Source organism: Streptomyces sp. NPDC002403, from assembly GCF_053593015.1.
Map to the genome: position 1 here is coordinate 15,816 of NZ_JBSFBQ010000063.1, position 23,156 is coordinate 38,971.

Here is a 23,156-nt window from a genome sequence, read left to right on the forward strand (position 1 = left end):
CAGGGGTCGCTTCTGCGCCGTTTCGACCGTTGTCAGGGTGAGGACCTAATCTGTGCACCGTGACTTCGCCTGCCTACACGGACAACGCTGCGCCCCAGCTCAGCGCGGGGCCGCGGCCCGCCCCGGGCCCGGCCGCCGACGAGGGGCTCTCGCGGCGGCTGCGCGCGCTCGCCTGCACGGCGCCGTTGCACGACCTCGATGTCCGCAAGGCGAATCTGGCCGGTGAGTACACGGTCTACGCGATGGCCGAGGTCGCCCTCGCCGCGATCGACCTCGTCACCCTCAACATGGACTTCGACACGGGTGCCGACCACGACCAGATAGTGACCAGGCTGCTTCCCCGCGTCGCCGCCCAGGCCCCGGGCCGCCCCGTGGCCGAGCACGAGCGGGTCGCGCGCTGGGTGCTGGAGAACCTGATCAACGTCGGCAGCGTGGACCGCGGATTCCGCGCGGTGTACGGCACTTTCGGTCCGGACGGGGTCTACGTCCGCCGGGACTACGACTTCAAACTGATCGAAGAGGTCCCGGGATACGGCGGCACCGTCTACCTCCGCGCCACCGACGAAGCGGTCAACGTCCTGGTGGGCGCCCTCGATACGGACGTCACCAGCGCCCAGATCGCCGCCGAGGTGAAGCTGGAGGTCCTCATCAGCCGGGGCCGCCTCGCGGACGCCCAGCTCGCCGCCGAACAGGCCCGCTACCGCACCGTGCAGTACGCGGAGACCCTCCGCAAGACGCTGGAGGCCACCCGGCGCAACGTCCGCGCGGTCGACTGGCTCAACGCGGTCCCCGACATGATCGCCGAAGCGCTGGACCACGTCGCCGACCGCTACCGCCACGAGAACGCGATCCTCACCAACATCCGCAAGGCGCGCGACGAGGCGGAGGAGCCCGAGCACAAGCGCCGCGCCGCCGAGCTCGTCGACATCGTCAAGGACTGCATCCGCCGCCACACCCAGCTGCAGTCCCGGCTGCTGGAGGCCGGACCGCTGTTCCGCGCCGAACAGGACCGGCAGGCCTTCGCCACCCCCACGGCCCGAGCCGGCCTCGATCTGTACGGCCAGCTGGTCGCCCCGCTGCTGCCGCTCCCCGTCGAACAGGCGATCCTCGTCACCGACGCCTTCTTCGCCCACGGCACCGGGCTGCGCACCCCCACCTCGGTACGGGTCGCGGACCTCGTCGGCATGCTGCTCACCCCGCCCCCGGAGCGGGAACACCTGGGTGCCGAGATGCCCGAGCCCGACCTGATCGCCACCCCCGACGACAGCAGGTTCAGCGAGGAGCAGCTCGCGAGCGCCATGGAGCTCCTGGACCTGGAACACGACGCCCCCCGGCGCCTGTCCGGACTCCTCGCCGAGGCCCGGCGCCGCGATCCCGAACTGCCCTACCTGGTCGCCCTGCTCGCGGTGCACGCCGCGAGCCCGCCGGTCGGCACCGCCTACCGGCAGGGCGAACAGCGCCTGCTGTTCTCCGTCGACGACGGCACGCAGCTCGACGACATCGAGTTCGGCGGCGCGGACCTGATCGTGGGCACGGCCCTGCTGGACGCGGCCGGAATGGCCGCCGACCGCACGGAGGCGTCATGACCGGCGCGGTGCGCGCGGCACCTCGCACACCGACCCGGCGGGCCCCCGCCGGTACCCACGCCACCGACCGGACCGCGCCGCCCCGGACGGAGACCGCGAGAGCCGGCGCCGTCCATCCCGTACCGAAGAGTTTCCGCAGCAAGGAGCGACAGTCGTGAGCGACCACCGCGCACAGCACGCCGACGCGTGGGGCGAGCCGACCGCCGGGTACGCGACCGAGGGCGCCGGGCCCGCCGAGCCGACGGGCCCCGCGGCCACCGCCTCCGTCACCCCGGCCGACGCGGCCGACGCCGCCCGGCTCGTCGCCTTCGGCCTCCAGCCCAAGCTGCTGCCCGCACGCGACGCCGAATACGCCGAACTGCTCCGCCGCTACCGGGAGGAGCCCGCCTTCGCCCGGCTCGCCGACGCCGTGGCGACCGGACTGGGCCTGATCGTCCTGGAGGTGTCCACCCGCGCGGGCATGGCCGTGACCGCCGGCGAGGACTCCGTCTTCGCCGTCCGCATGGGCGACTACGCCCGCCGCGCCTCGTCCGACTCCGCCGACCGCTTCCTGCACGGGCTCGCACACCTGGCCGTCGCCGCGATGGCCTTCCCCCGACCCGAGGACCTCGCCGACGACGCGTACATCGGCCGGATCACGGTCAACGGCGTCGACTCGTTCGTCCGCCAGGCCTGCCACCGCCTGGAGGAGCGCGCCGAGGAGCACGGCGACAACACCGACCCGGCCACCGACGCCCCCGGACTCGAAGCGGCCTGGCGGATCTACGCCCGGCGCAGCTCCACCGGCGCCACCAAGGACGCCCGGCGACTGGCCGGCTCCACCACCGGCATCGTCGGCAAGGCCGTCGCCTTCCTCACCGACTCCGGCTTCCTCCAGCGCACCGGGGACGACGCCGGAGGCGCCTTCCGTACCACCGCCCGCTACCAGCTCCAGGTCCGCGACATGGCCGGCAGCGCCGCCATGGCCGAACTCCTGGAGCTCGGCGTCGTACCGGTCACCGACGGCACGGCGACCCTGCTGCCGCCGCCCGGCACCGACGACCTGGAACTGGCCGCCGACGCCGGCCTGCCCTTCCACGCCTGACCGGCCCGCCCCGCCACCGCCCTCTTTCTCCCGCTGCCTGAACGACGAGAGTCCGCCGCCATGTACGAGCTGTCCCGGGTCCGCCTCTACTCCATCGGACCTGCCGGCGCACGCTACGCCGACACCGTGCTCGACCTGCGCGGAGTGGGCGAGCCCGTGCCCGACCCCGCGCCGGCCCAGGCGGAGTTCTTCGAGGAGGAGCCGGTCGGCCCGCCGCGCCGCCCCGCCCCCGCCGGTGTGCTGTTCCTGGAGAACGGCGGCGGCAAGTCGGTGCTGCTGAAGCTGATCTTCTCGGTGATGCTCCCCGGGCACCGCAACACCCTGGGCGGCGCCAGCTCCGGCGTGCTGCGCAAGTTCCTGCTCGCCGACGACTGCGGGCATGTCGCCCTGGAATGGCAGCACACCCTCACCGGCGAGTGCGTGGTCGTCGGCAAGGTCAGCGAATGGCGTGGCCGTCAGGTCTCCAACGACCCGCGGAAGTTCGCCGAGGCCTGGTACTCCTTCCGGCCCGGACCCGGTCTCAGCCTGGACTCCCTGCCGGTCGCCGAGGCGACGTCCGTGCGCCGGCCCGCCGAAGGCGTCTCCGGAGCGCAGGGCAGACGGCGCACGATGAAGGGCTTCCGCGACGCCCTCACCGAGGCGGGCAAGTTCTACCAGCACCTCGACGTGCACTGGGAAGAGATCCACGACCGCTGGAACGAACACCTCGGGGACCTCGGACTCGACCCCGAACTCTTCCGCTACCAGCGCGAGATGAACGCCGACGAGGGCGAGGCGGCAGGGCTCTTCGCGGTCAAGAAGGACTCCGACTTCACCGACCTGCTGCTCCGCGCCGTCACCGACACCCGCGACACCGACGGCCTCGCCGACCTGGTGAGCGGCTTCGGCAACAAGCTGGGCCGCCGCGCCGAACTGACCGCCGAGCGCGACTTCACCGCAGGCTCCGTCGACCTCCTCGGCCGGATCGTGGAGGCCGCCGGAAGCCGTTCCCGCACCCGGGACATCCACGCGGGCGCCGAACGCCGCACCCGTACCCTCGCCCGCAGGCTCTCCGCCCGCGCCGGGCAGGAACGCGGCCGGACCGCCGAGCTGGCCCAGCAGGTCACGGGCGCCGCGCACACCGTCACCACGGCCGAACAGGCCCGCAGCCGCAGCGCCCTGATCGCCGCCGAACTGGCCTTCCGCCACGCCTCCCTGGCCCTGACCGCGGCCGAGAAGGGCGCCGCCGCCCAACGCCGCGAACTGGGCGACGCCCGCACCCTGCACTCCGCCTGGCAGGCCGCCGAGGCGGTGCTGCGCCACCGCGCCGCCGCCGACCGCTCCGCACGGGTGGCCGCCGCAATCCGCGAAGCCGAGCGGGACGCCGCGCCCGCGCTCGCCGCCCGCGCCCGGGCCGCCGCCGACCTCGTGCGGGCCCTGCACACCGCCGCCGAGGCCGGCGAGACTCTCGCCAACGAGGAGGAGGAGCGCTCCGACACCCTCCAGGCCGCGGGCGAGACCGCCCACCGGGACGCCACCACAGCCGCCACCGAGGCCCAGCGCGCCCGCAGCGAGGCCGGACATCTGCGCCAGCGCCTCGCCGAGGTCGAGCAGGAGACAGCACAGGCGGTACGGGCCGGCTGGCTCGACGACACCGCGCCGGACGCCGACCCGGCGCGCGCCGCCCTCGCCGCCAGCGACGCCGAGACCGCCGCCGTCGCCGCGTGGGACACCGCCAGGGAGGCCGCCCGCTCGGCGGCCGACGTGGCCAGGGAGGCCGCAGCCGCCGAGAGCCGCGCCGAACTCGCCGCGGCGCGCGCCGCCGACGCCGCACAGGCGGCGGAACAGTCCTACGAGGCCGAGCTCAGGGCCGCCGAGTCGATCGCCGCCGACCACCGGCTGGCCGACCTGCTGGGCCTGCCCGCAGCACACGGCACCGGCGTGCCCCGGCCCCGTCGCGGCGCTGCCGCAACGGACCCGGAGGCCCGGAACGGCGCGGACACCACCGACCTACGGACCGCCGCGGACACGACCGGCCGGACGGCCGAGGCGACTCAGCCCGCCCACACGGCCCAGGGCACGCATACCGCCACGGCCGAACAGACCACCGCCCACGAACAGCCGCTCACCGCCCAGGAACTCGACCGCAGCGCCGACGAACTGCGGGAGCTGCTCGACCAGTCCATCGCCTCCGCCGAACGCCGCCTCTTCGAGCTGCGCACCGCGGCCGCCGACGACTCCCGCATCCTCGGCGCACTCGGCGACGGCGGACTGCTGCCGCCCGGACCCGACGTCCTCGCCACCGTCGAGTACCTCGGCGAGCACGGCATCCCCGCCCTGCCCGGCTGGCGCTACCTCGCCCAGGCCGTCGACCCCGCCGACCACGCGGCCGTCCTCGCCGCCCGTCCCGAGCTCGTCGACGGCGTGGTGATCACCGACCCCGAATCGCACGCCCGCGCCCGCGAGGTGCTGAGCGGCGCCGCGCTGCTGCCGCGCTCCGCGGTCGCCGTCGGCACCGCCGCCGCGCTGCTCGCCCCCGTCCCGGCGGCGGCCACCGGCCCGTCGGCGGACACGGAAGGCGTGTTCCTCGTCCCGCCGAACCCGGCGATGCACGACGAGCACGCCGCCGACGAGGAGCGGCAGGCCCTCCGGAGCCGGGCCGCGGCCCGGGACGAGGACATCCGCACCCTCGCGTCCCGCCTCACCGGCGACCGTTCCCTCGCCGCCCGCATCGGCTCCTGGCGGGCCGACTGCCCGCCCGGCATGCTCGCCGAGCTCGCCGAGGCCGCCGGCACCGCCCGCACGGCCGCTCAGACCGCCGAGGCCGGGCTCGCCGAAGCCCGCACGGTCCGCGCCGAGGCGGACGAGGCCGCCGCGGACACCGCCCGTGTCCGAGACGAGCGCCAGGAGGCCGCACAACGCGCCCGTCGCGCCGCCGACGCCCTCGCGGGCCTCGCGTACCGGCTCCGCGAACGCGCGGGCTGGCAGGTGAAGCTCCGTGAACTCGTCGACGAGGCGGCCGAGTCCGAAGCCCGTGCCACCGTCTGTCTGGAGCGGGCCCGCGCCGCCGACGAGGACCGCAGGGCCGCCCAACGCGCCGCCGACGACGCCCGGCGCACCGCGCGCGCCCTGCGCGCCGAAAGGGCGGAGATCGCCGGCGCCCCCGAGCAGCTCCCGGAGCCCGGGGACGACGAGAACCCGCGCCCCGCGCTCCCCGCCCTGCGCGAGGCGTACCGGGCCGCGTCCCAGCTGTACGAGAAGGTCGGCGTCGGCGCCGATCTTCGCGCCGAGCAGGCCCGCGCGGAGAGCGACGAGAGCGCCGCCCTCGCCGAACTGGACCGGCTCACCAACAAGGTCCGCACCCGTGCCGCACAGCTCCTCGAAGGCACCGACGGCGCGGACGGCCCCTCCCGGCAGGCGGCCGCCGCCCGCGCCGAGTCCCTGGTCCAGCTCCTGGAGACCAGGGCCTCCACGGCGAGCGAGCAGCTGGGCCGGCTCCGCGGCGAGGCAGAGCGCCTGGCCCCGGCCGACGGCGAGCCCCACCACACCGAACTCCCCGAGGAGCTGGTCCCCGCCGACGCCGACCGGGCCCAGACCCTCCTGCGCACCGCCACGGCCGAACTGGCCTCCGCCACCGCGACGCTGGACACCGCCCGCGCCGCCCACGCCGAGCTGCTGCACGCCCACCGCACCGCCGAGGACTCGGCGGGCGGCTTCGACGAGACGGCGGCCCTCCTGCGCGACGTGCTCAGGGACCACGGCGCGGACGACGACACCGAGGCCCCCGAGCCGTACCCCGGCAGCCTCGACGAGGCCCGCCGGTCCGCCGCCGAGGCACGCCGCTCACTGCGCGGCTGCGCCGCCGACCTGTCCGCCGCCGAGAGCGCCGTACGGGAAGCGAGCGACGTCCTCGTACGGCACGCCAACTCCACGCGTTACGAACAGGTCCGCACCCCCGCCCGACAGCAGATCCGGGAGCTGCCCGCCGCGGCACTGCCCGAGCACGCCGAGAAGTGGGCCGCCGCCTTCGCGCCCCGGCTCCGGGTACTCACCGACGAGCTGGCCCAGCTGGAGCGCAATCGCGACTCCATCGTCGACCGGCTCCGCGGTCTCGTGGAGTCCGCGCTCACCACGCTCCGATCCGCCCAGCGGCTCTCCCGGCTCCCCGAAGGACTGGGGGAGTGGTCCGGTCAGGAATTCCTCCGGATCCGCTTCGAGGAACCCGACCAGGCGACGCTCACCGAACGGCTCGGCGAGGTCGTCGACGAGGCGACCCGCGCCGCGCTGAAGAAGAACTCCGATCTGCGCAGGGACGGCATGTCCCTGCTGCTGCGCGGGGTGCAGGCGGCGCTGGAGCCCAGGGGCATCGCCGTGGAGATCCTCAAGCCGGACGCGGTGCTCCGTGCCGAGCGCGTCCCGGTCGGACAGATGGGCGACGTCTTCTCCGGCGGCCAGCTGCTCACCGCCGCCATCGCCCTGTACTGCACGATGGCCGCGCTGCGCAGCAACGACCGGGGCCGTGACCGGCACCAGCACCGGCACGCGGGCACCCTCTTCCTGGACAACCCCATCGGCCGCGCCAACGCCACCTATCTGCTGGAGCTCCAGCGCGCGGTGTCGGACGCGCTGGGCGTGCAGTTGCTTTACACGACCGGACTGTTCGACACCACGGCACTCGCCGAATTCCCGCTGGTCATCCGGTTGCGCAATGACGCGGATCTGCGTGCCGGGCTGAAATACATCAGCGTGGAAGAGCATTTGCGCCCCGGTCTGCCGCAGCAGGACCCGAACGGCGAGACGGTGCACGGCGAGATCACCGCCACCCGCATGTTCAAGCGCGCCACGACATCCCCCGGCACAGCCGAAGAGAAGTAGGGCGGGCAGAGACGCGGGGCGGGCGCGGACACGCGGCCGGGCCCGGAGGAGACTCGCGGCCGCGGCCCGCCGGAGCTCAGGCCCGTGAGAGGCGCTCCGCGCCCCGGCGGCGTATCCGGGCCTCGTCCCGCTCCGCGGCCCGCTCGGCCCGCCGCGCCCTGCGCCGCTCACGGCGCAACTGCCGTGCCGAACTGCTCGGCACCGAAACCACGCCGTTGCGCTGGTTCCAGACCTGCCGGGTGACCCAGACGTCCAGCACCGACCAGGTCGCGACCACGGTGCCGGCCACGCTGCTCAGCACCATCGGAAAGGCCAGCCAGGACCCGGCGAGCGTGCACAGGAACGCCACCATGGCCTGGATGATCGTCAACGACATGATGAGCACGGCACGCACGGCGGAGCCGCGCACCGGGTCCGGCATCCGCCGTCGTGTCGCGGGTTCCTCCACCCACAGCTGCTGGCGCGGGATCTGGGCCCGGCCCGCCGCCGAACTCGCCGTCACGGCCGGCGCCGACGGCACCGCTCCCCAACGCTGTTCCGTTTTCAAGAAATCTCAACTCCCCACCGCTGCCCGACTTCAGGGTTGCTGCCCGGCATGCGCCGTTTCTACGCGGGCGGATCGGACCATCCTGCCTCGCGGCGCCCGCCCCGCGGTGCCCGCCCGGCGGATCGGGTATCGCGACCCCGACCATGATCCCGCCGAACAGGCCCTGGCTCTCCCCGTGTTGCCCCTGCCCCGTACAGAGAGACGAGTGAAGAGCCGTGAAGATTCCCCCGAGCCGGTATGAAGCGAAGAATTCCAGCCAACTGCCCTGGGGGGCAGGATGAAGCCCTGGCTGGGCTCTTCTGCCGCTTTCGCGAATTTCATTGCCCGGAATACCAGGACAACCCGTGACCAACATCGGATAGCGCGGCTGAAAATCATCCGGACGACTCTTCGAGTTGCTACTCCGTCAGTAGTAGGCTCGCGCCGTTTGTTGACGAAACACGACCCCCGCCCCGCGGGGTCGAGCTGGGGGAGTCCATGCGCTTTCGCGGAAAGTCCATCCGCAGGAAGATCGTGGCGCTGCTGCTGGTGCCCCTCGTCTCCCTCACCGGGCTCTGGGGATTCGCCACCTACCTGACGGGGCGCGAGGCCCGTCACCTGCTGAGCGCGAGCACCATCGTGGAGAAGGTCGCTCACCCTCTGGAGGACACCGTCCGCGCCATCCAGGACGAGCGCCGCCAGACCCTGGTCTTCCTCGCCGACCCCAGGGCCTCCGACGCCCTCCCGCTCCTGCAACGCCAACGCGCGGCCACCGACCGCGTCCTCGCCGGCGTCCAGGACAGCGCCCGGCAGAAGGGCATCCGCGACGCGCTCGGCTCCGAGGACGACGCACAGCTGAACTCGATCCTCGGCACCGTCGAGGGCTTGGGCGCGCTCCGCGACTCCGTCGACAGACGCAGCATCGACCGCTCCAAGGCGATGGAGTTCTACGGTCGGCTCATAGACCCCTGCTACCGCTTCCTGACCGGCCTCCGCACGATGGAGAACGTGTCGATGGACAAGCAGGTCCGGGCACTGGTCGGCATCTCACGGGCCCGCGAAATGCTCTCCCGCGAAGACGCCCTGGTCGCCTCTTCGCTGATCGCCGGACGGCTCACCGCCTCCGAACTCCGCCAGATCTCCGACCTCGTGGCCAACCGCAAGCTGCTCTACGAGATCAACGCCGACGCGCTGCCCGCCTCCGAGCGCCGGCGCGTGGAGCAGTACTGGGCGGGTCCGGACAGCGAGCCGCTGCGGACCGCGGAGAAGACCCTCATCGACGGCGGCCCCACCCAGGACCCGCGCGCCGTCGACGCCGAGCGCTGGCAGGCGTCTGTCCCTCCGGTCCTGGAGCGGCTGGCCAACGATTCCACGGAGATGAACAACCGTTTCCAGGATCGCGGCAAGCCCGCCGGCTACAGCGTCCTGATCCAGGCCGGCATCGCGGGCGTCCTCGGCTTCCTCGCCCTGATCGCCTCGGTGTTCGTCTCCGTACGCATCGGCCGAGAGCTGATCCGGGACCTCTCCCGGCTCCGCAAGGACGCCCACGAGGTCTCCGGCGTACGGCTGCCGAGCGTGATGCGCCGCCTCGCCGCCGGGGAGCAGGTCGACGTCGAGACGGAGGCCCCGCACCTCCAGTACGAACGGGACGAGATCGGCCAGGTCGGCCAGGCCCTCAACACGCTGCAACGGGCGGCCGTCGAGGCGGCGGTCAAGCAGGCGGACATGCGACGCGGCGTCTCCGAGGTCTTCGTCAACCTCGCCCGCCGCAACCAGGTGCTGCTGCACCGGCAGTTGACGCTCCTGGACGCGATGGAGCGCCGCACCGAGAACACCGACGAACTCGCGGACCTCTTCCGCCTCGACCACCTGACCACCCGCATGCGACGCCATGCCGAGGGCCTGGTGATCCTCTCCGGCGCGGCCCCGTCCCGCCAGTGGCGCAAGCCGATCCAGCTGATGGACGTGGTGCGGGCGGCGGTCGCCGAGGTCGAGGACTACGAGCGGATCGAGGTCCGCCGGCTGCCCCGTCTCGGTGTGGGCGGCCCCGCCGTCGCCGACCTCACCCATCTGATCGCCGAACTCCTGGAGAACGCCACCGTGTTCTCGCCCCCGCACACCGCGGTCCAGGTGCACGGCGAACGCGTCTCCAACGGCTTCACGCTCGAGATCCACGACCGCGGCCTCGGCATGCCGGCCGAAGTCCTCCTGGACGCCAATCTCAGGCTCGCCGAGACCCCCGAGTTCGAACTCTCCGACACCGACCGGCTCGGCCTGTTCGTGGTCAGCCGGCTCGCCCAGCGTCAGAACGTCCGTGTCTCGCTCCAGACCTCTCCGTACGGGGGCACGACCGCCGTCGTCTTCATTCCGGCGGCGCTGCTCACCGACGCCCCGGACACGCACGGCACCGGCTTCCGCCTCGACCGCCGCGCCGAGCGGGCGATCGGCAGCGGCGACAGGGCGGCCGGCGAGGTGCCCGGCGGCGACCGGGGCCGCAGGGACGGCGCATCGGACCGACGGGGCTCCGGCAGGTCCCCGGGCCTCGCGCCCGTACCGACGGGCCTGGCCGACCCGGCCCTCCTCGACGGGCCCGTCGAGCTCGAAGCACCTGTCGGAACACTCGGCTTCGACAGCGACCCCGCGCTCGATCCGCTGCTCGACCCCCTGCTGGGCGGCACCTCCGACATCGACGACACCGAGAGCGAACGCGGCGGCATCTTCCGCGCCCGCGACCTCCGGCGCGAGGCCGACCGCGACCAGCACCAGCAGGCCACCGACCACTCGGCCGAGCCGACGGACGGCGTACGTCCGATGCGTCCGGCCGGCCCGGTGCCGCTGCCCCGTCGCAAGCCGCCGACCCTGATCACCGACAACGGCCGGCGGGTCGACGAAGCGGGCCGGGCCCGTCCCACGAGCGCCGGGCCCGGCATCCCGCAGGGCCCCGCCGGCGCGCGCGGACCCGCCACCCGCAGCACGCCCCCCGATGCCGACGGAACGCGTTCCGGGGCAGCCACCGAACCCCGGCAGCCCACCGGCTTCCGGAAACCCACCGAGCCCGCCACATCCGAGGATGCCGTGTCCCGAAGAGCTCCGAGCGTCGGGGAGACCGTGGGCGGTCTGCCCCGTCGTATCCGGCAGGCCAGTCTCGCCCCGCAACTGCGCGAGGAATCGGTCGTCCGCGACACCGAGCCGGCCCGTACGGAACCGGACCAGGACTTCGAGCGTGATGCGGAGGAGGTGCGCAGCCGCATGGCTTCGCTCCAGCGCGGCTGGCAACGCGGCCGACGGCAGAACGCCGAGGACACGACCGGCCCCGGTGACACAGCACAAGGAACCACTCCGGGAGGGGACGGTCGATGACCGCACCGAACGTCGAAGCAACCAACGCCGCACGCCAGGGCTCCGGCCAGCTCAACTGGCTGCTCGACGAACTCGTCGAGCGCGTCGCCAGCATCCACAAGGCGCTGGTGCTCTCCAGCGACGGCCTCGCCACCGGCACGTCGAAGGACCTGACCCGCGAGGACAGTGAACATCTGGCGGCCGTCGCCTCCGGATTCCACAGTCTCGCCAAGGGGGTCGGCCGGCACTTCGACGCGGGCCGGGTCCGTCAGACCGTCGTCGAACTCGACGAGGCGTTCCTGTTCGTCACGGCGGCCGGTGACGGCAGCTGTCTCGCGGTGCTCGCCGACGCCGACTCCGACGTGGGCCAGGTGGCGTACGAGATGACGCTGATGGTCAAGCGCGTCGGCGCCCACCTGGCCAACGCACCCAGGACGACCGGTCTGTCCGCCGGGGGGTGAGTGAACGGTGAGCGCCGAATCCTCCAGATCTCCGGCAACGCCCACCGACCCGCAGGCCTCGCGCTGGTACGACGCCGAAGCGGGGCCGGTGGTCCGTCCGTACGCGATGACCCGGGGCCGGACCAGCAGCGCCTCCCGTCATCGGCTCGACCTGATCGCGATCGTCGTCCCCGAACCCGAGGCCGACGATCCCGGCCGGGACCAGACGCTCTCCCCGGAACACGTGGAGATCATCGAACTCTGCCATGGCATGCCCCAGTCGATCGCGGAGCTCGCGGCCGGCCTGGATCTCCCCGTCGGGGTGGTCCGGGTGCTGGTCGGCGACCTCGTCGAGGACGAGCTGGTGCATGTAACCCGTCCCGTTCCGCCGGCCGAGCTGCCGGACGTGAACATTCTTCGCGAGGTGATCAATGGCCTTCGGGCGCTCTAGCCGCAAGAAGCGGCCCGTGGAGCCCGTTACCCTGAAAATCCTGGTGGCGGGCGGCTTCGGAGTGGGCAAGACGACTCTGGTCGGCGCGGTCAGCGAGATCAGGCCGCTGCGTACGGAGGAACGACTCAGCGAGGCGGGCCGCCCGGTGGACGACCTGGCGGGTGTGGAGGCGAAGACCACCACCACCGTGGCCATGGACTTCGGCCGGATCACCCTCCGCGAGGACCTCGTGCTGTACCTGTTCGGCACCCCGGGGCAGGACCGTTTCTGGTTCCTGTGGGACGAACTGGCCCAGGGCGCGCTGGGGGCCGTGGTGCTCGCGGACACCCGGCGGCTGGAGGACTGCTTCGCGGCGGTCGACTACTTCGAACGCCGCGACATTCCGTTCACCGTCGCCGTCAACTGTTTCGAGGGAGCCGACAAGTTCCCCACCGAGACGGTGCAGGCGGCCCTGGACCTCGACCCGGACGTGCGGGTGCTCATGTGCGACGCGCGCGACCGCGGCTCGGTACGGGACGTGCTGGTGGCCGTGGTCGAGGACGCGGTGACACGCGAGAACCGTGTCCGGGAGCCCGCCGCGACGTAGCGACTGTCCGGTGTCCGGCCGCTCAGGACCGGACAGGCCCCGGACGGCATGGCCCGTACCCCCGCCGACCGGGGTACGGGCCATGCGTCGTCGTGCGACTGAACCAGGAGGTCTCGCCCGCCGTGACGGCCCGTCAAGATCCCTGGCACTCCTGTCGGCAGCCGTTCTCGGCGAGCCACTCGGCGGCCGTCTCGGCCAGCTCCCGGTCGCGTCCCGCCAGCATCATCCGGATCATCTGCACATCGCCGCGCAGCGACCAGGCGGGGTGCCCGAAGGTGGCCGGATTGTTCTTCTCGATCAGGAAGTGCGCGGGCCAGGCGGTCCCGTACCCGATCAGCGGCAACGCCGCCGCGTACCTCTTGCGCCCCCGCGCCAGACCGTAGGCGGTGATCGCGAGCCCGGTCAGGGTGCCCGTCAGGTGGACCCAGCGGGTCGCGGCCTTGGAGTGCATCGCCACGTAGTAGGGCCAGAACTCTTCGTAGGAATCGAACGTCTGCTGTGACATACGGGCACCGTAGTGGCTGGGACCGCAACCGGACACGGCCGGTCCGCGTCCGAGAGGAAGAAGCGGGTGGCCGGAATCCACGGGGGTGGTCCCGGCCACCTGCTTCCGCGCACCGGCGTCAGTGCCCCGCGACGGACCGCCGGGCCACCGGGAAGTCGAAGTAGGTGTCCGGGAACAGCTCGGGTTTGAAGGTGTAGTGCCACCATTCCTCGGCCAGATTCACGAAACCGGCGTCCGTGAGCGTCTTCTTGAGGAACTGCCGATTGGCGCGCTGCGTTCCCTGGATACGCGGGTCGTCGGTGTGGGAGAGCGTGTCGAAGCAGTCGAACCCGGTGCCCATGTCCACGGAGTTGTCGGGGAACCGCTCGGCCGCGGGTGCGTAGCAGGGCACCTGCGGCCGGCCGGGCCGGTAGGGAGGGGTCGGCGCGGCGGGCAGCCTCACCAGCGTCAGGTCCACCGTGCTGCCGCGGCTGTGCCCGGACTTCTCCGCGATGTAGCCGTCCGCGAAGAGCCGCGTCTTGTCGACCCGGGGGTAGAACTCGCCCTTCATGGTCTCGTCGTCGAGGTCCTTCGCCCACCGTACGAAGTGGTCGACCGCCCGCTGCGGCCGGTAGCAGTCGTACACCTTCAGGGAGTAGCCCTGGCGCAGCAGCCGGATCTGCGCGTCGTGCAGGGCCCGGGCCGCGGGCCTGGTCAGGATGCAGAGCGGCTTGCGGTAGCCGTCCACCGGGACGCCCATGAAGTTGTGGGCGCTGGGGTAGCGCATCTCCTGGATGATCGTCGGATCCACCGAGCTCAGCGCCACGAACTCCTCGGGCGCCTTGGGCTCGGGCCTCGCCCGAGCCGTGGGGGCGGCGGCGGTGACGGCGAGCAGGGCGGCGGCAGCGGCCGCCAGGACACGGAAAGCGGAAGCAAGACCTGTCATGAGCACATAATCCAGTAGCGCGGAGGAGTCCGCCGGACGATCCGGTACAGTCCGCGCGTGTCCGAGCCGAAGAGCAAGCCCGAGAGCAGGTACGGAAGCAAGCCGGGGAGCAGGTCCGGGAAACCGGCCAAGGACTCCCACTGCGGCAGCTGCGGAGCGCCCTACGAGGCCTCCGTCACCTGGCCCCGCACCTGTACCGCCTGCGGCAGCACCGCCTACCGCAATCCACTGCCGGTCGCCGTGGCCCTGCTCCCCGTCACCGACCGCGACGGCACCGCCCTCGTCGTGATCACCCGCACCATCCCGCCCCATCGCGGCGGACTCGCCCTCCCCGGCGGCTACATCGACCACGACGAGGACTGGAGACACGCGGTCGTACGGGAACTCGACGAGGAGACCGGCATCGCAGCCGACGAACGGGAGGTCCGTCTCGCCGACGCCCTCAGCGCCCCGGACGGCCACCTGCTCCTCTTCGGACTCCTCCCGCCCCGCCCCGCAGCCACCCTCCCGCCCTCCGGCCCCACCGCCGAGACCTCCGGCCACCAGCTGCTCCGTACGCCCACCGAGCTCGCCTTCCCCCTCCATACCCGAGCCGTCCGCACCTGGTTCGACGGCGGCTACCGCTGACCGGCCCCACGGGCCCCGCGAATCGTCCTACAACCCCCGCACCCGCACCGGGTACCGCACCGGCCCCTCCACACCCTCCCGCTCGACCACGACCCGCCCGTCCACCCACCGCGACGTGTACCGCTCGACCTCCGCCCGCTCCCAGCCGTCCCCCGCGTCCAGGACCACCGGCCCGCCCCCGCTCCGCCCCGCCGCCGGGGCCCACACCTCCAGCTCCACACCACCGTCCGCACCCCGCACCGGCAGCACCGAACCCGCTCGCGCCAGCACCGGCACCCGCGACAGCGGCGCATCGAGCAACACCTGGCCCGGTCCCTCGTACACCTCACCGGTCGCCGTGTCGTACCAGCGACCCCGCGGCAGCCGCACCGCGCGTCGGTCCGCGCCGCGCTCCAGCACCGGAGCCACCAGCAGGGCGTCACCCAGCAAGAACGCGTCCTCGCAGTCCCGCAACGCCCGGTCCCCGGGCGAACGCCACCACAGCGGCCGCACATACGGCGCGCCGGTCAGCCCGGCCAGCCGCGACAGCGTCACGAAGTACGGGCGCAGCCGCTCCCGCTCCTCCAGCGCGGCCCGCGCGTGCCGAAGGACCTGCGGCCCGAACTCCCACGGCTCCCGCCGCCCCGCGCCGATCGCCGCATGGGTACGGAACAGCGGCAGATAGGCACCCAGCTGGAACCATCGCAGATACAGCTCCGGCGACGGCGAGCCGTCGAACCCGCCCACATCGGGCCCCGAATACGGCACCCCGCACAGGCCCAGCCCCAGTACCAGTGCCAACGAGGCCCGCAGCCCCGGCCAGCCGGTCGCCACATCACCGGACCAGGTGCCCCCGTAGCGCTGCATCCCCGCCCAGCCGGAGCGAGAGAACAGGAACGGACGCTCCTGGGGCCGTAGCCGGCGCAGCCCCTCGTACCCGGCACGCGCCATTGCGAGCCCGTACACGTTGTGGGCCTCGCGGTGATCGCCCCCGCGCCCCTCCAGGGAATGCCGTGCCGACCGCGGCAGCGTCGGATCCCCGAACGCCGCGAACGAGACCGGCTCGTTCATGTCGTGCCACACACCGGAGAACCCCTGCGCCAGCCGCTCCTCGTACAGACCGCCCCACCACTCCCGCACCCGCGGATCGGTGAAGTCCGGGAACACGCACTCGCCCGGCCACACCTCCCCGCGCACCACACGCCCCCGCGCGTCCCGGACGAACGCCCCGTCGTCCCCGACCGCCGCACCCGCGTCGAACACCGCGTTCCCGGGCTCCGCCTTCACCGCGGGATCGACGATCGACACCAGCCGCACCCCGTCCTCCCGCAACTCCTTCGCCAGGCCCGGCAGATCGGGGAATCGCGCGTGATCGACGGTGAACACCCGGTGCGCGTCGTAGTGGTCGATGTCCAGGTGCAGTACGGACAGGGGCAGCCCCCGCTCCCGGTACCCGGCGACGATCCGCCGCACCTCCGGCTCGCTCCCGAACCCCCACCTGGCGTGCTGCGGACCCAGCGCCCAGGAGGGCGGCAGCGCCGGCGCACCCGTGAGCGCCGTCCAGCCCCGCAGCACCCGGGCCGGCGTCCCCGTCACCACCCAGCAGCGCAGCGGCCCCCCGTCCATCCGCACCTCGCACGTCCCCGGCCGGTCGTGGCCCGAGCCCGCCCCCTCCTCGCCCTCGCGCAGCGTCACCCGTCCCGACCAGGAGTTGTCGTGGAACATCAGGTGCGTCCCCGCGTCACCGACCACGAGCTGCACCGGCATCGTCAGATACAGCGGATCGTCACCGGGCCCGAACCGCCCGCCGGGATCGGTGTTCCACAGCTCGTACACCCCGTCCCGCAGCCGGGGCCCCGACGCCCGGCCGCCGAGCCCGAAGAACCGCGCGTCCGCCGGCACCTCGGAACGCTGCACCCACCGGGCACCGCCACCGGCGACCGGCTCCCACCACCGCGGCGGCAGCTCGCGCCGGAGCACCACCCCGCCGGGAGTACGCAGCTCCACGGCCCCGTGCCGCGACACCGCGACGGTCAGCCGCTCCGAGACCACCTGCCAGCCCCCGTCCTTGTCCGGCTCCAGCACCGCCCGCGGATCCGGCTTCGGCGCCGCACCGGGCAGCGCGTACGACGGCAGGGGATCCGCCTCGTCCCAGCCCCAGAACACCGCACCGCCCACCGCCACCCGCACCCGCAGCTCCGAACGAGCGAACCGCACCACACCCCCACCGGGCTCCGGCTCCGCCCCCACCAGGGGACCGGGCACCCGCGCCCGCTCCGCACCACGCGGCGGCAGCGCCCGCGCGTCCGCACTCCGCCGCCGCCAGGAGGAGCGCACCGTACGCAGCCCCCGCACCGAACCCACCATCTTCACCGAGCGCACCAGGTCACGACCGTCCATGCGGCTCACCCTGCCATCCGACGGGCCGGATGAGGGCTCCGTTCAACTTCCGTTCACCCGGGGCCGGACCAGTGGCCGGACCACATGTACGGACACACGACCATGGGTGGGGAACCCTGGTGCGAAAGACGATCACATGGCATCGTCCGTAAAAGCCGCCTCACGCGCACACCCCAGCACGTGTGCGCGACCCACGCCCATCCCGCGTACCCGTACAGCCAGGGAGCCGCCCCATGACCGCCGCAGCCCACGAAGCCCCGCTCTGGCAGCCCGGCCCCGACCGCATCGCGGCCGCCGCCGTCACCCGCTTCCAGAGCTGGGCGTCCCAGCGCTACGGAGCACCGGCCGAGGGCGGCTACCCGGCACTGCACCAGTGGTCCGTGACCGAACTCGACACCTTCTGGCGGGCCGTCGCCGACTGGTTCGACGTACGGTTCTCCACCCCGTACGAGACCGTCCTCGCCGACCGCACCATGCCCGGCGCCCAGTGGTTCCCCGGCGCCACCCTCAACTACGCCGAACACGCGCTGCGCACCGCCGAGGACCCCCTGCGCGCGGACGCCCCCGCCCTGCTCCACGTCGACGAGACCCACACCCAGATCCCCGTCTCCTGGTCCGAACTCCGCCGCCGGGTCGGCTCGCTCGCCGCCGAACTCCGCGCCCTCGGCGTCGCGCCGGGCGACCGCGTCAGCGGCTACCTCCCCAACATTCCCGAGGCCGTGATCGCCTTCCTCGCCACCGCGGCCGTGGGCGGCGTCTGGACCTCCTGCGCCCCGGACTTCGGCGCCCGCAGCGTCCTCGACCGCTTCCAGCAGGTCGAACCCGTCGTCCTCTTCACGGTCGACGGCTACCGCTACGGAGGCAAGGAACACCACCGGGCCGACACGGTTGCCGAGCTGCGCCGCGAACTGCCCACCCTGCGCGCCGTCGTCCACATCCCGCTGCTGGGCACCAAGGCCCCCGAGGGCGCCCTCGAATGGTCCGCCCTCACTTCCGCGGACACCGCGCCCGTCTTCGAGCAGGTCCCCTTCGACCACCCGCTGTGGGTGCTCTACTCCTCCGGCACCACCGGGCTCCCCAAGGCGATCGTCCAGTCCCAGGGCGGCATCCTGCTGGAACACTTCAAGCAGATCGGCCTCCACTGCGACCTCGGCCCCGAGGACCGCTTCTTCTGGTACACCTCCACCGGCTGGATGATGTGGAACTTCCTCGTCTCCGGCCTCCTCACCGGAACCACCCTCGTGCTGTACGACGGAAGCCCCGGCTACCCCGACGTCAGCGCCCAGTGGCGCGTCGCCGAACAGACCGGAGCCACCCTCTTCGGCACTTCGGCCGCCTACGTCATGGCCTGCCGCAAGGCCGGCATCCACCCGGGCCGCGACTACGACCTCTCCCGCGTCCAGTGCGTCGCCACCACCGGCTCCCCGCTCCCGCCCGACGGCTTCCGCTGGCTCCACGACGAGGTGGCCGACGATCTGTGGATCGCCTCCGTCAGCGGCGGCACGGACGTCTGCAGCTGCTTCGCCGGCGCGGTCCCCACCCTCCCCGTACACATCGGCGAACTCCAGGCCCCGTGCCTCGGCACGGACCTCCAGTCCTGGGACCCCGCCGGCCGACCGCTCATCGGCGAGGTCGGCGAACTCGTCGTCACCGCGCCCCTGCCCTCCATGCCCATCCGCTTCTGGAACGACCCCGACGGCAGCCGGTACCACGACAGCTACTTCGACATGTACCCCGGCGTCTGGCGCCACGGCGACTGGATCACGATCACCGACCACGGCTCGGTCGTCATCCACGGCCGCTCCGACTCCACCCTGAACCGCCAGGGCGTACGGATGGGCTCCGCCGACATCTACGAGGCCGTCGAGCGGCTCCCCGAGATCCGCGAATCCCTCGTCATCGGCCTCGAGGAGCCCGACGGCGGCTACTGGATGCCGCTCTTCGTCCACCTCGCCGAAGGCGCGCGGCTCGACGACGAGCTGCGCGACAGCATCAAGCGGACCATCCGGGAGAACCTCTCCCCGCGCCACGTCCCCGACGAGGTCATCGAAGTCCCCGCCATCCCGCACACTCTCACCGGCAAGCGCATCGAGGTCCCGGTCAAGCGGCTCCTGCAGGGCACACCTCTGGCGAAAGCGGTCAACCCCGGCTCGATCGACAACCTCGAACTCCTCCACTTCTACGAGGAGCTCGCCCACAAACGTCACTGACCGTCCGCGTTGTCAGTGCCCCTGATTACTCTGAGTGAGCAATGATCGACGGCGCACTGGGGGACTCATGGCGCACATCAGGAACAACGGGCACAGCAGGCACGGCACATCCATGCGACGCACGCTGCGCCGCGAAGCAGCCAGCACCATCGGCCTCCTGGCCGACGAGCAGGACTTCGCGGCGATGCGGCGCTACCGCACCTTCACCTTCGACGACCACACCATCTATCTCCAGCAGGTCGAAAGCCTGCTGAAAGCCCTCTCCGCACAGGGCATGCACGCCACGGTCGCCCTCTTCGACCCCGAGGAGTACGCGGAGTTCTGCGCCGAGTCGGGAATCGCTCCCGACGCACCGGCCAGCCGCAGCCGCTTCACCGCCGAGATCGCGTCGGCCGGCGCCACCGTCGCGTACAGCGGACAACCCATCGACGCCCTGATCCCGCTCCTGGTCGGCCGGGCCGTCCGCCGGGCCACCTGGGAGTACGCCACGATGCTCCTGGCCGGCCTCGGCGAGTGCGCGGACTGCGGCCAGGACATCGGCCACGCCGCCTTCGACCGGGCCTCGCACCTGCTGCTCCGCATCCTGGAGACGGCGGGCCCCGGCACCCACCACCTGGTCTGCAGCACGCCCACCGACAACGAGCACCTGCTCGCCGTCCTGCACACCGAGCGCGGCACCACGGGCCCCGCCCGGCTCGAATCCGAGGAGGGCGCGGAGTTCGTCACGGTGCTCGCCGTGGCCGTCGCGCTCGAAAGGCCCGGCGGAGTCGTGCTCCGCACGAGCAGCGTCGGTGCCCCGGACCGGGTGCACGGCTGGCGGCTGACCCGCGGCAACCTGGTCCCGCTCAGCGCCGGTGAGGTGTTCAGCGCCTACTGCACCGATGCCGACACCGGCGAACCGGTCGCCCCGGAGTCGCACGTGGAGTACTGCGCAGGCTTCGAACTCGGCGCGGACGAGCCGGAGACGCACCACTGACAGGCCGGAGGGGCTCCCCGCCGCCACCGGCAGGGAGCCCCTCCACCACAGAACGCCGCGCGGACTACTCGCCCGACAGCACCATCTGAGCCGCGACCCGCGCCTCCTCGGCGGAGTCCGCCGCACGAGCGGCGGAAGCGGCGCGCTCGCACTGCGCGAGCGTGTACTTCGCCAGCGTGGCGCGTACATAGGGAATGGACGCGGCACCCATCGACAGGGAGGTCACACCCAGCCCCGCCAGGACACAGGCCAGCAGCGGATCGGAGGCCGCTTCACCACAGACACCACAGCTCCTGCCCTCGGCCCTGGCCGCCTCCGCCGACAGCGCGACCAGATCGAGCAGCGCGGGCTGCCAAGGATCCTGCAGCCGCGACACCGCCCCGACCTGACGGTCGGCGGCGAAGGTGTACTGCGCCAGGTCGTTGGTGCCCAGCGAGAGGAACTCCACCTCCCGCAGGATCGAACGCGCCCGCAGCGCGGCGGACGGAATCTCCACCATCGCACCGAACTTCGCCTGCAGACCGGCCTCACGGCAGGCGTCGGCGAAGGCCTTGGCATCCGCACGGTCCGCCACCATCGGCGCCATGACCTCAAGGTGTACGGGCAGGCCCTGGGCCGCCTTCGACAACGCGGTCAGCTGGGTACGCAGCACATCGGGGTGATCCAGCAGACTCCGCAGCCCACGCACACCCAGTGCCGGGTTGGGCTCGTCCGCCGGAGTCAGGAAGTCCAGCGGCTTGTCGGCCCCGGCGTCCAGGACCCGTACGACGACCCGTCCCTCGGGAAACGCCTCCAGCACCGCACGGTACGCGGCGACCTGCTTCTCCTCGGACGGCGCCTGCTTGCTGTCGTCCAGGAACAGGAACTCGGTACGGAACAGCCCCACGCCCTCCGCGCCGGCCTCGACCGCCGCCGGTACGTCGCCGGGCCCGCCGACATTGGCGAGCAGCGGGACCTTGTGACCGTCGGAGGTGGCACCCGGACCGGACGAAGCCGACAGCGCCGCCTTGCGCGCCGCAGCGGCACTCTCCATCTCGGCACGCTTCTCGGCACTCGGCTCGACGAAGATCTCACCGGTGCTGCCGTCCACGGCGACGACCGTGCCCTCGGCGAGCTCACCGGCACCGGGGAGAGCCACCACGGCGGGAACTCCGAGCGCCCGGGCGAGAATCGCACTGTGGCTGGTCGGCCCGCCCTCCTCGGTCACGAAGCCGAGCACCAACGCCGGGTCGAGCAGCGCCGTGTCCGCGGGCGCCAGGTCCCGGGCGATCAGCACATAGGGCTCGTCGCTGTCCGGCACACCGGGCATCGGCACACCGAGCAGCCGGGCCACGATCCGATTGCGCACGTCATCGAGGTCGGCGACGCGCCCCGCCAGGTACTCCCCGGCATTGGCGAGCAGCGCCCGGTACGCGGCGAACGCGTCGTAGACACCGCGCTCGGCGGTGCTGCCGACGGCGATGCGCCGTTCCACGTCGGCCATCAGCTCGGGGTCCTGCGCCATCATGGCCTGGGCCTCGAGCACGTGCTGAGCCTCGCCACCGGCCAGGTTGCCGCGCGCGATCAGGTCGGCCGCCACGGCCTCCACGGCCTGCCGCGCACGCCCCTGTTCGCGCTCGGCCTCATCGGCGGGAATCTGCTTGGCCGGGGGTTCGAGCACCGCCGTACCCATATGACGCACCTCGCCGATCGCCACCCCGTGGCTCACACCGACGCCTCGCAGCGTTGTCTCCATTTCACCCGTCTCCGGTCGTGCGGTGGTCCGTGCCGCCGCGGTGGATATCCAGTCGGCTGTCATCGCGCCGAATTCGTCACTGCCAGCCGAACAAGGGGTCGCCGACCTTCACGTCGCCGTCCTCGCGGACCGCGGAGAGGGATTCGGCGGTGGCCTCCAGCGCCACGACCGGGCACACGGGCGACTTGCCGGCCGCCTCGACGCCCGCGGGATCCCAGCGCACGATGCCCTGACCGCGGGTGACCGTGTCCCCCTTGTTGACAAGGAGCTCGAAGCCCTCGCCATTGAGCTGAACGGTGTCGATGCCGAGGTGTGTGAGGACACCGTGGCCGTGCTCGTCCACGACGACGAACGCGTGCGGGTGCAGGGAGACGACGATGCCGTCGACCGGCGACACGGCCTCGGACGGCTCGCGCACGGGATCGATGGCAGTTCCAGGGCCCACCATCGCGCCGGAGAAAACCGGGTCGGGTACCGCAGCGAGCCCGATGGCGCGTCCGGCAAGAGGGGACGTCACAGTGGTCATAGGGAGCCTCCCAGGGGTGAAGCTTGATCGGCGCCGTCACAGCCTGTGGGCGACGGCGTGCTGTTCAGCAGCGTAAGTCAAAAGAAGTGCCGGTTCCGCCCGAGTCCTGCCGGTTCGCGGCCTTAGAAGCGCACCGGCAGGGATTTGCCTCGACTCCCGGCGGCCTGTACTGTCGTACTCCTGCCTGGCCCCAACGCGACTTTGAGTCGGGGGTCGGCGGCGACTTTTAAGCCCTGAATCTAACCGGACTCGGCACCTGCATGCCTGCAGGGGCTGGTCAAGGAAAGCGAAAAGGCCTGATAGAGTCGGACTCGCCGGAAAGGGAAACGCGAAAGCGAAGAACTGGAAAGCGAACCCGCTTCGACCGGGAATCGGACACGAAAGAGTCTGATAGAGTCGGAAACGCA

16 protein-coding genes are annotated in these 23,156 nt (G+C 72.5%); 10 read left to right on the top strand and 6 right to left on the bottom strand.

Features of this window, described 5'->3' with window-relative positions; translation table 11 throughout:
* Positions 1 to 59: 59 nt before the first annotated feature.
* The 3 genes from ACWCPY_RS37340 to ACWCPY_RS37350 all read left to right on the top strand — a co-directional run bounded on the left by ACWCPY_RS37340 (position 60) and on the right by ACWCPY_RS37350 (position 7,524).
* Complete coding sequence (locus ACWCPY_RS37340) at positions 60 to 1,586, top strand: hypothetical protein (RefSeq protein ID WP_451272728.1); 1,527 nt, start codon at positions 60 to 62, stop codon at positions 1,584 to 1,586.
* Between the two features lie 154 nt (positions 1,587 to 1,740).
* On the top strand, positions 1,741 to 2,670 hold the full coding sequence (locus ACWCPY_RS37345) for a hypothetical protein (protein WP_451272730.1): 930 nt from the start codon (positions 1,741 to 1,743) through the stop codon (positions 2,668 to 2,670).
* A gap of 60 nt (positions 2,671 to 2,730) precedes the next feature.
* A complete protein-coding gene (locus tag ACWCPY_RS37350; RefSeq protein ID WP_451272732.1) occupies positions 2,731 to 7,524 on the top strand; it encodes a hypothetical protein in 4,794 nt (1,597 codons plus the stop codon).
* A gap of 76 nt (positions 7,525 to 7,600) precedes the next feature.
* Here the strand turns inward: ACWCPY_RS37350 and ACWCPY_RS37355 are convergent, their stop codons facing one another.
* Positions 7,601 to 8,071, bottom strand: a complete 471-nt coding sequence (locus tag ACWCPY_RS37355; RefSeq protein WP_451272734.1) for a hypothetical protein — start codon at positions 8,069 to 8,071, stop codon at positions 7,601 to 7,603.
* Positions 8,072 to 8,548: 477 nt separating this feature from the next.
* Between ACWCPY_RS37355 and ACWCPY_RS37360 the strand changes: the two genes are divergently transcribed.
* From ACWCPY_RS37360 to ACWCPY_RS37375, 4 genes are read left to right on the top strand one after another with little or no spacing between them, the layout of a single operon-like run.
* On the top strand, positions 8,549 to 11,410 hold the full coding sequence (locus ACWCPY_RS37360) for a nitrate- and nitrite sensing domain-containing protein (protein WP_451272736.1): 2,862 nt from the start codon (positions 8,549 to 8,551) through the stop codon (positions 11,408 to 11,410).
* Positions 11,407 to 11,850 carry a roadblock/LC7 domain-containing protein gene (locus tag ACWCPY_RS37365; RefSeq protein ID WP_362454236.1) on the top strand — a complete coding sequence of 148 codons (444 nt, stop codon included), beginning with the start codon at positions 11,407 to 11,409 and terminating at the stop codon, positions 11,848 to 11,850. The genes ACWCPY_RS37360 and ACWCPY_RS37365 overlap by 4 nt, the downstream gene beginning before the upstream one ends.
* A 7-nt stretch (positions 11,851 to 11,857) precedes the next feature.
* Entirely contained in the window at positions 11,858 to 12,280 is a 423-nt protein-coding gene (locus ACWCPY_RS37370; RefSeq protein ID WP_451272738.1) for a DUF742 domain-containing protein, read from the top strand.
* Entirely contained in the window at positions 12,261 to 12,866 is a 606-nt protein-coding gene (locus ACWCPY_RS37375; protein WP_362454235.1) for a GTP-binding protein, read from the top strand. The genes ACWCPY_RS37370 and ACWCPY_RS37375 overlap by 20 nt, the downstream gene beginning before the upstream one ends.
* A 133-nt stretch (positions 12,867 to 12,999) precedes the next feature.
* Here ACWCPY_RS37375 and ACWCPY_RS37380 read toward each other — a convergent pair whose 3' ends face one another.
* Positions 13,000 to 13,371: an Mpo1-like protein gene (locus tag ACWCPY_RS37380; RefSeq protein WP_451272740.1), complete on the bottom strand. Its 372-nt coding sequence runs from the start codon at positions 13,369 to 13,371 to the stop codon at positions 13,000 to 13,002.
* A 118-nt stretch (positions 13,372 to 13,489) separates the two neighbouring features.
* Entirely contained in the window at positions 13,490 to 14,296 is an 807-nt protein-coding gene (locus tag ACWCPY_RS37385) for a M15 family metallopeptidase (protein WP_451272742.1), read from the bottom strand.
* Positions 14,297 to 14,353: 57 nt separating this feature from the next.
* On the opposite strand from ACWCPY_RS37385, the gene ACWCPY_RS37390 reads away from it, so the two are divergent.
* Positions 14,354 to 14,923, top strand: a complete 570-nt coding sequence (locus ACWCPY_RS37390; protein ID WP_451272744.1) for an NUDIX domain-containing protein — start codon at positions 14,354 to 14,356, stop codon at positions 14,921 to 14,923.
* 27 nt (positions 14,924 to 14,950) lie between these two features.
* Here the strand turns inward: ACWCPY_RS37390 and ACWCPY_RS37395 are convergent, their stop codons facing one another.
* Positions 14,951 to 17,302: a glycoside hydrolase family 31 protein gene (locus ACWCPY_RS37395; protein ID WP_451272746.1), complete on the bottom strand. Its 2,352-nt coding sequence runs from the start codon at positions 17,300 to 17,302 to the stop codon at positions 14,951 to 14,953.
* A gap of 233 nt (positions 17,303 to 17,535) precedes the next feature.
* Here ACWCPY_RS37395 and ACWCPY_RS37400 point away from each other — a divergent pair, with 233 nt between their 5' ends.
* Positions 17,536 to 19,512 carry an acetoacetate--CoA ligase gene (locus ACWCPY_RS37400; RefSeq protein ID WP_451272748.1) on the top strand — a complete coding sequence of 659 codons (1,977 nt, stop codon included), beginning with the start codon at positions 17,536 to 17,538 and terminating at the stop codon, positions 19,510 to 19,512.
* Positions 19,513 to 19,579: 67 nt separating this feature from the next.
* Complete coding sequence (locus ACWCPY_RS37405) at positions 19,580 to 20,488, top strand: hypothetical protein (RefSeq protein ID WP_451272750.1); 909 nt, start codon at positions 19,580 to 19,582, stop codon at positions 20,486 to 20,488.
* Between the two features lie 64 nt (positions 20,489 to 20,552).
* On the opposite strand, the gene ptsP is transcribed toward ACWCPY_RS37405, so the two are convergent.
* A complete protein-coding gene (gene ptsP, locus ACWCPY_RS37410; RefSeq protein WP_451272752.1) occupies positions 20,553 to 22,223 on the bottom strand; it encodes a phosphoenolpyruvate--protein phosphotransferase in 1,671 nt (556 codons plus the stop codon).
* Between the two features lie 76 nt (positions 22,224 to 22,299).
* The gene (locus ACWCPY_RS37415; protein ID WP_451272754.1) at positions 22,300 to 22,749 is read right to left on the bottom strand and encodes a PTS sugar transporter subunit IIA; all 450 of its coding nucleotides are present in this window, start codon (positions 22,747 to 22,749) and stop codon (positions 22,300 to 22,302) included.
* Positions 22,750 to 23,156: the final 407 nt, after the last annotated feature.